At 37.2% G+C, this 13,779-nt stretch carries 13 protein-coding genes; 2 read left to right on the forward strand and 11 right to left on the reverse strand.

The features are described 5' to 3' along the window. Positions 1–50: 50 nt before the first annotated feature. From ACE3RB_RS10870 to gyrA, 3 genes are all read right to left on the reverse strand, one after another. Positions 51–887, reverse strand: coding sequence for a 1,4-dihydroxy-2-naphthoyl-CoA synthase (locus ACE3RB_RS10870; RefSeq protein WP_002979196.1), 837 nt, complete (start codon positions 885–887; stop codon positions 51–53). Positions 888–1,218: 331 nt separating this feature from the next. Continuing rightward, the gene (locus ACE3RB_RS10875; RefSeq protein WP_374464244.1) at positions 1,219–2,253 is read right to left on the reverse strand and encodes a tetratricopeptide repeat protein; all 1,035 of its coding nucleotides are present in this window, start codon (positions 2,251–2,253) and stop codon (positions 1,219–1,221) included. A gap of 28 nt (positions 2,254–2,281) precedes the next feature. Further along, on the reverse strand, positions 2,282–4,879 hold the full coding sequence (gene gyrA, locus ACE3RB_RS10880) for a DNA gyrase subunit A (protein WP_374464245.1): 2,598 nt from the start codon (positions 4,877–4,879) through the stop codon (positions 2,282–2,284). Between the two features lie 149 nt (positions 4,880–5,028). Between gyrA and ACE3RB_RS10885 the strand changes: the two genes are divergently transcribed. Then, positions 5,029–5,343, forward strand: a complete 315-nt coding sequence (locus tag ACE3RB_RS10885; protein WP_041461755.1) for a DUF4286 family protein — start codon at positions 5,029–5,031, stop codon at positions 5,341–5,343. 40 nt (positions 5,344–5,383) lie between these two features. Here ACE3RB_RS10885 and ACE3RB_RS10890 read toward each other — a convergent pair whose 3' ends face one another. The 4 genes from ACE3RB_RS10890 to ACE3RB_RS10905 all read right to left on the reverse strand — a co-directional run bounded on the left by ACE3RB_RS10890 (position 5,384) and on the right by ACE3RB_RS10905 (position 7,101). Next, the gene (locus ACE3RB_RS10890) at positions 5,384–5,599 is read right to left on the reverse strand and encodes a hypothetical protein (RefSeq protein WP_374464246.1); all 216 of its coding nucleotides are present in this window, start codon (positions 5,597–5,599) and stop codon (positions 5,384–5,386) included. A gap of 117 nt (positions 5,600–5,716) precedes the next feature. Further along, positions 5,717–5,902, reverse strand: a complete 186-nt coding sequence (locus ACE3RB_RS10895) for a quinol oxidase subunit 4 (RefSeq protein WP_374464247.1) — start codon at positions 5,900–5,902, stop codon at positions 5,717–5,719. Between the two features lie 190 nt (positions 5,903–6,092). Next, positions 6,093–6,584: a GNAT family N-acetyltransferase gene (locus ACE3RB_RS10900; RefSeq protein WP_002979187.1), complete on the reverse strand. Its 492-nt coding sequence runs from the start codon at positions 6,582–6,584 to the stop codon at positions 6,093–6,095. 4 nt (positions 6,585–6,588) lie between these two features. Beyond that, the gene (locus ACE3RB_RS10905) at positions 6,589–7,101 is read right to left on the reverse strand and encodes a DUF421 domain-containing protein (RefSeq protein ID WP_374464248.1); all 513 of its coding nucleotides are present in this window, start codon (positions 7,099–7,101) and stop codon (positions 6,589–6,591) included. A gap of 116 nt (positions 7,102–7,217) precedes the next feature. Here ACE3RB_RS10905 and ACE3RB_RS10910 point away from each other — a divergent pair, with 116 nt between their 5' ends. Then, positions 7,218–7,763 (forward strand): hypothetical protein, encoded by a 546-nt coding sequence (locus ACE3RB_RS10910; RefSeq protein ID WP_374464249.1) that lies wholly within the window; start codon positions 7,218–7,220, stop codon positions 7,761–7,763. A 30-nt stretch (positions 7,764–7,793) separates the two neighbouring features. On the opposite strand, the gene ACE3RB_RS10915 is transcribed toward ACE3RB_RS10910, so the two are convergent. From ACE3RB_RS10915 to ACE3RB_RS10930, 4 genes are all read right to left on the reverse strand, one after another. Next, positions 7,794–7,928 carry a hypothetical protein gene (locus ACE3RB_RS10915; RefSeq protein WP_002979182.1) on the reverse strand — a complete coding sequence of 45 codons (135 nt, stop codon included), beginning with the start codon at positions 7,926–7,928 and terminating at the stop codon, positions 7,794–7,796. A 114-nt stretch (positions 7,929–8,042) separates the two neighbouring features. Next, on the reverse strand, positions 8,043–8,447 hold the full coding sequence (locus ACE3RB_RS10920; RefSeq protein WP_131434224.1) for a hypothetical protein: 405 nt from the start codon (positions 8,445–8,447) through the stop codon (positions 8,043–8,045). 314 nt (positions 8,448–8,761) lie between these two features. Beyond that, complete coding sequence (uvrA, locus tag ACE3RB_RS10925) at positions 8,762–11,593, reverse strand: excinuclease ABC subunit UvrA (RefSeq protein WP_374464250.1); 2,832 nt, start codon at positions 11,591–11,593, stop codon at positions 8,762–8,764. Between the two features lie 289 nt (positions 11,594–11,882). Next, positions 11,883–13,766 (reverse strand): type VI secretion system baseplate subunit TssF, encoded by a 1,884-nt coding sequence (locus ACE3RB_RS10930; RefSeq protein ID WP_374464251.1) that lies wholly within the window; start codon positions 13,764–13,766, stop codon positions 11,883–11,885. Positions 13,767–13,779 lie beyond the last annotated feature (13 nt).

Below are 13,779 nucleotides of genomic sequence, written 5' to 3' on the forward strand. Positions count from 1 at the left end.
GTAATAAGTAATGAAAAATATTGCTCATTACTTATTACTCATCACTAATGTTATGATATCCATTGATCTTCTCCGAAATTAGGTTTTCTCTTTTCAAGGAATGCATTTCTTCCTTCTTTAGCCTCTTCTGTCATATAAGCCAGACGGGTAGCTTCTCCGGCGAACACCTGCTGCCCTACCATACCATCGTCTGTAAGGTTCATCGCAAATTTCAGCATTCTGATAGAAGTCGGAGATTTTGCCAATATTTCCTGAGCCCACTCGTACGCTGTATCTTCCAGCTCTGCATGAGGAACTACCTTATTTACCATTCCCATTTCGAAAGCTTCCTGAGCGGAATAATTTCTTCCTAAAAAGAAAATTTCACGGGCTTTTTTCTGTCCTACCATTTTAGCAAGATAAGCAGAGCCATACCCACCATCGAAACTTGTAACATCAGCATCTGTTTGTTTGAAAATAGCATGTTCTTCACTTGCCAAAGTAAGATCACATACAACATGAAGTGAGTGTCCTCCACCAACTGCCCATCCCGGAACCACTGCAATAACCACCTTTGGCATAAAACGGATCAGACGCTGAACTTCAAGGATATTCAAACGGTGTCTTCCGTCTTCTCCTACATATCCCTGGTGTCCTCTGGCTTTCTGATCTCCTCCGCTACAAAATGCCCATCCTCCGTCTTTGGGACTTGGCCCTTCTCCTGAAAGCAATACAACCCCTATGGAAGGATCTTCATAGGCATCATAAAAAGCATCGTATAATTCCGAAGTTGTTTTGGGTCTGAAAGCATTACGTACCTCAGGTCTGTTGAAAGCAATTCTTGCAACTCCGTTACATTTTTTATAGGTAATATCTTCGTATTCCTTGGCGGTTTTCCACTCGATCATCTTATAAAATTTTTCTCAAAGATACGGAATTACAGAGAATTTCTGAAGGTGAAATTTAAGGTTCATTTCTATAAAAAACAGAAATTTTGAATGCATAAATTCGGTATGAAGAATTTTCAGCAGAAACTGTATAGGAGGGCTGGTAACAAATTAAACCTAACAGGTTTTAAAAACCTGTTAGGTTTATAGATTTTAATTCAAAATTATAACAGATCTAAAAGCTCCTACATGAAATATGAAATCCGGATAAGAACTGCAGCCAGCACTTTCTGTTTAAATAAAAAACCGGAACAGAAATGTTCCGGTTTTTTATCTGTTGTTATCAAAATGATTATTTTGCTCCAGCAGCTGTAAGTTCAGCTTCTTTAGCTTTCATTTCTTTAACTTTATCCATGTTTTTAGTTACTACATAAATTTCTTTTAATGCAGAAACCGCATCAAGACTTTTTGGATTGGCTTTATACCATCCTTCAGCGTATGGTAAAGCTTTTGCAAATCTTTCTCTTCTTGCGTCGATCAGTTTAGAAGCTTCATCCGGCTTGTCTTTTCTCAATGCATTGATTTCACCTACTACTTTAGCATCGTCACCGATCGTAGTGTATACTAAGTTCTGATATGCATCAGAAAAGTCAGGTTTAAGCTCAACTGCTTTTTTGAACGCTTCCAAAGCATCGTTAACTGTAGCTGGGTTTTTAGCCTGCATTACTCCAAGGTTGTACCAGTTTGTAGCATCGTTAGGGTTTTTAGCTAACTGCTCTTTCAATCCTGAAACGAATTTGTCTGTATTTCCTGACTGAAGGTATGCTGTAGTCTGAGCTTCTTTAAGCTTTGCATTATTAGGAAACTTTGCCAATCCTTTTTCGATAACAGCAAGAGCTTCCGGTTTTTTCACATTAAGAAGTAATGAAGCAAGAGTCTCATATAAATCCGGTTCTATACTTTTTGTCTGTTCTGTTTTGAAATCAGTATAGTCTGAATTTTTCTTCATCAGCTCCCACGTTGCTTTATCAAGATTTACAACCTGTCCTGTTTTCTTTTCTTTTGCAGTGTAAGTAGTTTCTACTCCTGTAAATCCGAAATTAACAAGATCTGTATATATTTTGATAGACTGGTCACTGTTATTGGCTAACGCATGGCTCAATCCCGCATAATACATATATATTTTGTTGTCTTGTCCGTTAGCTTTCAATAAGTCATAAACTTCAATAAACTTAGGTGCTGCAGCTGCATAATTTTTTGCATTGTATGCATCCATAGCGGCCTTGTTGGTTTCCTGAAGCTGAGCGTTCAGAGCATTGGCATCTTTTTTCTGCCCAAAAGCAAAAGCAGACGCTACGATAGCCATTCCTAAAATTAGTTTCTTCATAATAACTATTTTATATTAATTGTACAATTTATTCTTCAGAATCAGAATTCTCATTTTCCTCTGCTGAATCTTCATTTCCAGCCTGAGGTACTGTATTGTCTTCCTGGTTATCAAATAGCGATCCTACAACTCCTTCTTCTGTTTCTTCAAGTTCTTCAGAATCTTCTTCTACATCTTTATCCATTTCTACTTTTGCAATGGCTGCAATTTCGTCATTTTTCTTAAGGTTGATCAGTTTTACTCCCTGAGTATTTCTACCCATTACTCTCATCTCATCCATTCCCATTCTGATGGCAACACCGGATTTGTTGATAATCATCAATCCATCTTCGTCTGTTACGTTTTGAATAGCAATCAGATTACCTGTTTTTTCAGTAATGTTCAGAGTAATAACTCCTTTTCCTCCTCTGTTGGTAATTCTGTAGTCTTCTACTGCAGTTCTCTTACCATATCCTTTTTCAGATACCACAAGTACTGTTTCGTTTTCTACATCGTTCACAACAATCATACCAATAGCTTCGTCACCATCTTCAAGCAAGATTCCTCTTACCCCGATAGATCCTCTACCTACTTCTCTTACCTTCTCTTCAGGGAAACGGATACATTTACCATTTTTGGTAGCGATCATGATCTGAGAATTTCCGTTTGTCAGGTAAGCTCCCAATAACTGGTCATTATCTCTGATCTCAATAGCATTCACCCCGTTTACTCTCGGTCTTGAATAAGCTTCCAATGATGTTTTCTTGATGGTTCCGTTTTTGGTTACCATCACAACGCTCATTTGATTTACATATTCGGAATCTTTAAGGTTATTGGTTCTGATATAAGCTTTGATCTTATCATCCGGTTCAATGTTGATAAGGTTCTGCACTGCTCTTCCTTTTGCTGTTTTGGAGCCTTCCGGAATTTCAAATACTCTTAACCAGTAACATCTTCCTTTTTCTGTAAAGAACAGCATATACTGGTGGTTGGTTGCAGAAACAATATATTCAAGGAAATCGGAATCCCTTGTTGTTGCTGCTTTATTACCTACACCTCCTCTGCTTTGGATTTTATATTCTGAAAGTGAAGTTCTCTTGATGTATCCTGCATGAGAAATAGTAAGAACTACAGATTCGTTCGGGATAATATCTTCGATAGACATTTCTCCTCCTGAGTAATCTATTTCAGTTCTTCTTTCGTCTCCGTATTTTTCTTTGATCTCAAGTAATTCTTCTTTGATGATCTGGAATCTTCTCGGCTCATTCGCTAAGATGTCTTCCAAATTCGCGATTTCTTTCATGATCGCATCGTATTCATCACGGATCTTATCAAGCTCCATTCCCGTAAGACGGGCTAATCTAAGATCAAGGATTGCCTGCGCCTGGATATCAGAAAGCTCAAAAGCTTCAATCAAGCCTTCTTTTGCAGCCTGCGGGTTCGCACTGTGACGGATAATAGAAATAGCTCTGTCTAAAGCATCCTGAGTGCCAATCACTTTCATGAAGCCTTCAAGGATATGTGCTCTTTCTTTTGCTTTTTTAAGCTCAAACTGAGTTCTTCTTACAATGACCTCATGTCTGTGCTCTACAAAGTGATGAATGATATCTTTAAGGTTCAGCTGCTCCGGTCTTCCGTGTACCAATGCAATATTATTTACACTGAAAGAAGTCTGAAGTGCTGTATATTTATATAATAGGTTAAGGACAACATTCGGAATGGCATCGTTTTTCAATTCGTAAACAATACGAAGTCCTTTTCTGTCCGATTCGTCTCTGATCTCGTGGATACCAGGAATTTTTTCGTCCTTAACAAGCTCTGCTGTTCTGGCAATCATTTCAGCTTTGTTCACCTGATAAGGGATTTCAGTAACGATAATAGCGTTTCTGTTTCCGATTTCATCAAAGTTAACTTTAGCTCTTAAAACCACTCTACCTCTTCCTGTATGGAAAGCGTCTCTTACTCCATCGTAACCATAAATAATACCTCCTGTAGGGAAATCCGGAGCAATAATATGCTGCATTAATTCATCGATCGTAATTTCTTTGTTATCGATATAAGCACAGATTGCATCTACAGATTCTGATAGGTTGTGCGGTGCCATATTGGTTGCCATCCCTACTGCAATACCTGAAGTACCGTTTACCAAAAGATTCGGAACTTTTGTCGGCATCACTGTCGGCTCCTGTAAGCTGTCGTCAAAGTTATTCTGAAAATCAACCGTTTCTTTGTCCAGGTCTGAAAGAACCTCATCAGAGATTTTTTTCAGTCTTGCCTCAGTATAACGCATTGCTGCAGGAGGGTCACCATCCATAGAACCGAAGTTACCCTGCCCGTCTACCTGGGGATAACGTAAGCTCCAGTCCTGAGCCATTCTTACCATAGCATCATACACAGAGGAATCTCCGTGCGGGTGGTATTTACCCAAAACATCCCCAACAATTCTCGCAGATTTTAAATATTTTCTATTAGAAAACACCCCTAGTCCATACATACCGTAAAGTACTCTTCTGTGAACGGGTTTCAAGCCGTCTCTTACATCCGGTAGCGCTCTGGAAACGATAACCGACATCGAATAATCGATATAAGACGACTTCATTTCATCAACAATGTTGATAGGAATCAGTCTTTCTCCTTCTTTTTGCATAAACAAATTTTATTGTAATGATATTCAGACCCTTAGCTGTAAGTCCGAAAATTATTTATTTCCAATTTTTATTAACGGGCTAATTTACGAAAAAAATGCCGATTTTTGCTGTAGAATTTATCCAAAAAATCTTAAAAATTCATAAAAATATGAGCGTATTAAGTATAACTTTCCACTGTACAAAAGACAGGCTAGAAGAATGGGAAAATTATATTGATGAAACACTGGTTTTAATGACTGAAAACCTGATGGATGTAAGCAAATATATTCTTTCTGAAGTGCACAGCGACTTTATTGAGGAAGGAAAAAATTATAATCTCCTGCTAATTTTTGATAATAACGACCTTCGTGAAGATTTTATTAAAAGTGAACTTTTGAATATTTCCGAAAGGATTGAGAAAAAGTTCGGGCAGGAAGTGATGGTTTTTAACACTTTTCTTAATCCGAAAAAAACAAGATTATAATAATCATAAAAAAGCACTGAAAAAATTCAGTGCTTTCTTTTTATCTGTGATTTCCATGACCGTGACCTTTGTGATGTCCATGTCCGCGATCATCATAAATATACACTTTCTTTACCTGGCCTGGTGCGTAGTACCTCGCACTTCCGCCATAATACCTTTTTGCATGACCTGGCGGCATTCTTCTTCCATGATGCTCATGTACCACACAAGAGGACAACAACAATGCTACCACAGCTGCTCCTGCGATTTTAAACATACTTTTCATTATTTTCACTTTTTCAATTTCGATAGCGAAATATATCAATGATAATGCCAAAAAGTATTTAAATCAACATCATGCAGATAAAAATCAACTGTTAATTTTTATTCCTGATTAGTGACCATATCTTTTTTTCACTTGTCCCGGAGCATAATCTTTTGCGCTTCCACCGTAGATTTTTTTAGCCTGGCCCGGCGGAAGTCTCTTGGTCTGATATCCATATCCATTATCATAAGCGACACACGATGTCATCATCGATACTATAATAACAGCTCCTGTAATTTTAATGATACTTTTCATTATTCCCACTTTTTCAAATTTGAGTTAATATAACAATGGTAATGCCAAAAATTAAAGTCCAGGGTTTAAAGACGGAATATACAGTGTGTTAAGGTCAATGGTCAATTTTGCTTCGCAAGTCAATAGTGAATTTTGTTATGGAGATAGTTTGCTGCTTATTAAACAAAATCATCAATTATAATTTATAATTCTAAATGATTTCACTTCTTTTTTCCATCAGAATAACGTCTTTCCACTCTCCATTGAGCTTCCCAATTTTTTTACGGATACCTACCATTCTGAAACCGTTTTTCTGATGAAATTTAATAGAAGTTTCGTTTTCGGAGAAGATATTGGTCTGTAATGTCCAGAATCCGTGATCTTCGCTGTCTAAAATCAATTTTTTAAGCAATACGGAACCCAGTCCCTTTCCCTGGTATTCGTTATCAAAATAAATGCTTACTTCTGCAACTCCTTTATAACATTCTCTTTTGCTGACCGGTTTTAAGGCACACCATCCCACAACTTCGTTATTTTCATTTTCCAACACCCAGCGGCAGTCGTTAAAATATCCCATGCTCCAGGCTTCAGCAGTTGGGACTTCTGTTTCAAAAGTGGAAATTCCACCGTCTATTCCCTGGCGGAAAATTTCCAGGACTCTGGCCTCATCAGTGGGAAGCATTTCTCTTAATTCGTAATTCATCGTTTTAGTGATATTTTCTTTTGATTTTTCTTTTAATTCTTGAATAATGGGTCTGCTTGCTTTTTTCATCCTGCGAAACAACACTGATATTTCCGTCCACTTCCAGTACAGACAGCTTTACATCATTTATATTTTCAATTCCATGTTCCCTTATTGCTTCTTCAAGCTCGCTTTCTGTGATTTTTACACGGTTCAGAGCTGCCTGGTCTGCTATTCCGTCCCTGATAAGAACAACCGGCTCATCTTCCATAAAGGTCTGAAAGGAACGGCTGGAAAACATAAGTCTTTTTAAAATGAAATTGGCAAGAAACAAAACGAGTGCTGCAACAATACCACCCTGCAAAGAAGTATCGGGCCCTACCATCGCATTCTGAACAGCATTTGAAATCAGCAGTAAGAGTACTACATCACCTGCATTGAGCTGTGAAAGCTGGTTTTTACCAAATAAACGGATGGCAATTACCATGAAAAGGTAAACGCAGAAGGAACGGACAGCAACGTTAAGAATAGGATCCACAATTTTTTTATCTGCTCAAATGTATTGATTTTTGTGATTTGCGAAAAATAATTTATTGACGGTTGGTATAAATTTTGACATCTGGATTGTGAATTTCGATATTATAAAAATACATCATGAAAAAATTATTTCTCCTTTCAGGGCTCTTTCTATTGTTTACATCCTGTAAAAAGAATGAAGTACAACCTGCTTTAACCCAAGATTCAGCCATCAATGCAAAAGTAAATGAGCTTTATACTGCTTACGGAAAATCTAATGAAGCAATTTACAACCAACCCATTCCGGAAGATTTGTTTTCCGCAGATTTAAAAAAAGTTTTGGAAGAGGCTATCAATGATTCAAAAGCAGACATAGAGAAGGTAAAAAACAGTGATCATCCTGATGAAAAACCCTTAATCTTTGAAGGTGCTGTTTTTTCCAGTTTATATGAAGGGTTTACAGGTTATAAAATTAAATCAGTCAGGATAAAGAATACCACTGCAGAAGTACCGGTGGCATTTGAATACAACCTTTCTTCACCTAAGGTAGCATGGACAGATACCATACGTCTGACAAATACAGGGAAAGAGTGGAAGATAGATAATATTACTTTTGATACAATAGGGAATTCCAGGGATCTTAAAGCAAGATTAACAGAATTTGTTAAAAGTACAAGACAATAGAAAAGCCGCTTTTAAAAGCGGCTTTGTTTTTTACGGGCATTGAACGATTGGAACATCGCTGCAAATTACTTTATTTGCCCATTCGCAAAATGTACAGTATTTTACCGGCTCTCCTCCGTTCACTGACTTCAAATCTGATTTTGTCAGTTTCTTTAAATTTTTCATATAGTTCTAATTTTATGGTAGCCCAAAACTAAAACATATCTGTTTATTCTTTATTACAATTTAATCTTATAAGGTTTCATTATTCACACATTTTTGAATAATATGCAATAAATATTATCTGCTGTGAATTTCGACTGTCACAGGCATTACATAAGTATAGGCAACCATATTATCAGTCAGTTTTTTACGGTCTACTCTATAATCGAGATCGCTGAGTACCGTTTCAATTTCCCTGCTTACGGTTTTGCAGTCTCCTGTAGAATGAACATTAACGATTTTACCGTTTTTGGCAATATCAAATTTAACCACTGAGTTTACGGTTCCCTGTTTATAATCAGGATTGGTAAGATCAAAGTTGGCTTCCAGTTTATTTCGGATATCATTAAACGTTTCACTTCTATTCAGTTGAATTTCCTGAATGGTACTATGATCTGTAGTCTGAGCTTTAGCAGTGTTTAAAACAGCAGCAAATCCGCAAACAAAAAGTGAAGCAATGCATATTTGAATTCTATTTTTCATAACTAACTGGTTTTAAATATTATACTAACCTATTTTTGTATCTCTTACCCAAAGTTATTAAAAATAATTCATATTAATTTTACATTCAGTTAACATTGAGTTAACATTAAAATACAATTTACTGATTATCAGATAAATAATTTTCAAAAATAAATGAAAATTTAATATTGGAGTTAGATTTTTAAGCATAAAAAAGGCTAAACCTGAGAGTTTAGCCGATTATTATGTCAATCTTTAATTTAAAAGTTGATCAATATTTTGAAATAAATTATTTAAATTCCTTCGGAATGACAAAATACTGAATAATTTTATCTTTACTCCAGTTCTCTCTTCAAAAACTTCCCAGTCAAACTTTTCTTAGACTTCACAATTTCTTCAGGAGTTCCCTGTGCAACGATCTGTCCGCCATGTTTTCCTCCTTCAGGTCCAACATCAATAATATGGTCAGCTAATTTGATCACATCCATATTATGTTCGATGATGATGAATGAGTTTCCAAGTTCTACCAATTGATTAATAGCATCCATAAGGATTTTTACGTCTTCGAAATGCAATCCTGTTGTTGGTTCATCAAGGATATAAAGGGTGTTTCCCGTTTGTCTTTTTGCCAGTTCGGTTGCCAACTTGATACGCTGTGCTTCACCTCCTGAAAGGGTTGTCGACTGCTGTCCAAGGGTAATATATCCTAATCCTACATCCTGCAATGTTTTCACTTTTGAAAAAATCTTAGGAATCGGCTGGAAGAAATCTACTGCTTCATTAATGGTCATATCCAGTACATCAGAAATTGATTTTCCTTTATAGCGAACTTCCAGAGTTTCCCTGTTGAAGCGTTTTCCGTTACATGTTTCGCAATGAACATAAACGTCCGGAAGGAAATTCATTTCAATCACTTTCAATCCTCCACCCTGACAGGTTTCGCATCTCCCGCCTTTCACGTTGAAAGAGAATCTTCCCGGCTTATATCCCCGGATTTTACTTTCCGGCAGTTCGGCAAAAAGATTCCTGATATCGGTAAACATTCCTGTATAGGTTGCCGGGTTCGAACGTGGTGTTCTTCCAATTGGTGTCTGATCTACGTCTACAATTTTATCAATATTCTCTAATCCTTCAATTTTTTTGTAAGGTAACGGCTCCTGGACCGCTCTGTAGAAATGTTTGTTCAGGATTGGATACAGAGTTCCATTAATCAGAGACGATTTTCCGCTTCCTGAAATTCCGGTTACAACAACCAGTTTTCCAAGAGGAATATCCAGGGTTACATTTTTAAGATTGTTTCCTGTAGCTCCTTTTAATAAAATATTTTTACCGCTTCCTGCTCTTCTTACTGCAGGAATTTCAATCTTTCTTTTACCATTGATATATTGAGCCGTGATGGTATCTGCTTTCACCAGATCTTTCGGTTTCCCCTGCCAAAGAATCTCTCCACCAAATTTTCCGGCTTTAGGACCAATATCCAGCACCTCATCAGCTTCCAGAATCATGTCTTTATCATGCTCTACCACCAATACAGAGTTTCCGATATCTCTGAGGTTTTTCAGGGAGTTGATCAGCCTTTCATTATCTCTCTGGTGAAGTCCGATGCTTGGTTCATCAAGGATATATAAAACATTCACCAGCTGAGATCCGATCTGTGTTGCCAGACGGATTCTTTGCGATTCTCCTCCTGAAAGGGTTTTTGAACTTCTGCTCAGACTTAAATAATCTAACCCTACATCCAGCAAAAACTGAAGCCTGGTTTCGATTTCTTTTAAGATCTCATGAGCGATGATTTTATTTTTTTCTGAGAATTTATCTTTAACATCAGCCAGCCAGTCTTTTAAATCCGCTAAGCTTAAAGCATTCACCTCTGCAATATTCTTTCCATCAATTTTAAAACTTAAACTTGAAGGCTGAAGACGGGTGCCATGACATTCCGGGCAGGTTTCTTCTGTCGTAAAATGTCTTTCCAATAAAACAGCTTCATATGAGTCTCTGTCATCAATAATCTCCTCCATGAAAGCAATCAGACCATCGAAACCTATTTTTATTTTTTTGGTAATTCCGGCGTATTTCAGATCTTTATTGAACTCTTTATGACATCCGTTGTAGATATAATCCAGTGCTTCTTCCGGAATATCTTTTAAAGGTGTTGTTAACCCCAATCCGAAAATCTCAAGAATATTTTTAATCTGTGACAGTATCCATTTGTTAGATTTGATATCTTCCAATGGCAATAATCCTCCCTGATTGATGGATAGTTTTGGATTATCTACGAAATAATCTGTATTGATCTTTTTGATGGTCCCTAACCCTTTACAGTTCGGACAGCTTCCTTTCGGTGAGTTGAATGAAAAAGTATTTGGTTCAGGCAGTGCCAGAGAGTGTCCGGTTTCTGCATCCATCAGGTTTTTCGAAAAGTACTCAATATCTGTACTTCCCAGCTTCTGGATACCGATAATTCCTTCTCCCATTTCCATTGCGGTACGCAATGATTTTTCCATTCTGCTTTCTGAGGCATTTTCCTCGATGATCCAACGGTCAATGACAATATCGATATCGTGGGTTTTATAACGGTCAAGTTTTAAATCATATTCAATATCCTGCAGCTCACCGTCAATTCTTGCCTGTCCGTATCCTTTTTTAGCCATCTGAACAAAGAGCTCATGGTAATGTCCTTTTCTGGAACGAACAACCGGTGCCAAAAGCATGATTTTCTCTTTTTTATAATTTTCTTTGATGGTCTCAAGAATCTGATCTTCGGTATAACTCACCAGTTTTTGCCCTGTAGACAAAGAGTAAGCGTCCGAAACTCTTGCATACAAAAGACGCAGGAAATCATACAGCTCGGTAACCGTTCCTACGGTAGAACGAGGGTTTTTATTGGTGGTTTTCTGCTCAATGGCAATAACGGGAGAAAGTCCTTCAATTTTATCTACATCAGGACGCTCCAATCCGCCCAGAAACTGGCGTGCATAAGCAGAGAATGTTTCGATATAACGACGCTGGCCTTCGGCAAAAATGGTATCAAAAGCCAATGATGATTTTCCACTTCCGGAAAGGCCGGTAATCACGACCAATTCGTTGCGTGGAATTTTTACGTTAATATTTTTAAGGTTGTGTTCACGTGCCCCGTAAACTTCTATATATTCTGTTGATTTACTCATAATTTGGGGTGATTTTGCCTGAAAATCACAACGTGCAAAAATACGAAATTTTATAGACTTTTTTTGAATATAAAAGGGATAAAAGTTTCATAAAAAATTCTTAGTTTTTGTTAATGGAATAAATAGAAAATTGAATTTCTACAGAATGATTTATACGTTTTGGCCAAAATCAATTAAAAAGCTTATTGGATAAAAAACGGGCTAAAGCCCGTTTCTATTGATATGATTCAAAAAATGCCGTATTAATAACGGCATTTATATTTTAAACTGATTTAATTTTCTTTAAAGATTACATATCCTGGAAATCAACATCTTCATTGGTAATCCTTACGATGTATTCGATTCCGTCGATGGCCTTGGAAATAATCTGGTTTCTGATAATATTGGCCATATTTTCCCAGTAGGCTCTTCCATAGAAGGAATAATTCTGAGGAACAATCTCTACCTCAACGGTTCTTACGAAACCTTCTTTCGGTTTGTTGCTGATCATTGTCCCCCTTCTTACCCTTACTTCTTTTACCTCATCTTTCAGGATCATACGGCAGTAGTTTTTAACATCTTCCAAAGAAATAATTTTGTCTCTGGTTGTCAGCGCATACTTATAAGCCTGGATACTGTCTGTTCCTTTCTGCTCTTCAGCTCCGCCTAATGTTTCTGTAAGCAGTACAACCGTCTGGGACTTTAACTGATTGGAAAGCTCAGTTCCCGGACGCATATGATTGGCCAGAGTACAGTGTGTTACCCAGAAAGAAGCATAAGTATGATCTGTTTTTTCTACAGGCTCCATAATCACGTAGTTCAATTCCTGTCTGATATTCCTTTTGGCATTGTTTACTTTCTGTACCATGGATTTCATTTTATCGGACATTTCGCTGAGAACTCCTTTTACATTATCTCTGTTCAAAAGGGAAAATGCAGCAATCTCATCCCTTGTCAGTTCCAGAACATTGGCAATCATATCCACCGCATTTCTGCTGGTAAAACGTTCCATACCTCCTTTTCTTACGGTGTATAAACCTTTTTTAAGATCATCAGCCGGAGTGAAAGGGATTTCGGTATATTTTCTTCCGTCACCGTCCTGTACTTCATCCACATACAGGAAGTGCTCCCCTTCATCTGTTACCAAAGGAATATTATTCCCCATGATATCAAGGCTGTATTCTGTTTTTTTCCAGCCTCTGTTGTATATCGGGAAAGTATTCAGAACAAAGGAAAAATTGTCAAGGATTTCTGCTGAAAATTGTGGTGGAAACTCAAAAGTAAGCCACAGATAACATTTATTATCCAGGAATTTAGTGATTTCTTCTTTTCCTGCCAGGAAATCAAGGTTCTGCGGAAGCTCTCCCGGTTCTGAAAACAGGCTTTGGGAGATCCCTGTCACTTCAATAAACTTATGGCGGTAAATGCTTTTAATATCTTCAATGACCTTATTTCTGATGGATTGTTCTTTGAACATCTGTTCGTAACCATCCGAATGACTTTCTGTAAGATAACTTAATCCTTCCCTTACAAACAATGGATTACCATTGCTTGATACAGTGATGTAAGGCAATAATTTATATACAAAATCAAGATGCTCAAAAGCCGGATTGGAGCAGAAAATGCTCAGGTATTTGGGAAAATTTTCACTTACATATTTGCTTACGTCTACTCCTATTGTGATTTTTCTGTAATCTTCCGGCCGGCCCTGAAATCTTGCAATAGGAATTTTATTAAATCTGTCATCAATGCTGTAACAGGTATTTCCTACAAACATGACAGACGTATGAACTTTATTGATTCTTACATTTCCTACAGGAGTAAAAGGAATGTTCAGCTGCTTGTCCGATTCTGATTTTACTGTGGACGTCATTTGTTTACGGAAGAAGAATTCCGTATGTTCCAGTAAAATTTCAGAAGACTCATAAGGCTGTGTAAAAGCCACGGAATGAGCCGGGATAGGATGTGTATAAATAGAAGGTGTAAGCAGTTTTGCTAGTTTTTCCAATATACGGGCATTTACTGTCTGTATTTCATTATTCGCTTTGAAAACTTCTGTACTGAATGCATCTATCAGCAGTTTTACAAAAGGATCTAAAGACTGCGGGCTTTTTAATCCCCATACTTTAGTTGCATTCTGCAGCATTCTTGCTTTTACAGATTCTTTGGAATAAATATTCTGATCTAAATTCATAATTTTCTTTCGC

The sequence above is a fragment of the Chryseobacterium sp. genome (assembly GCF_041914225.1).
GTDB lineage: Bacteria > Bacteroidota > Bacteroidia > Flavobacteriales > Weeksellaceae > Chryseobacterium.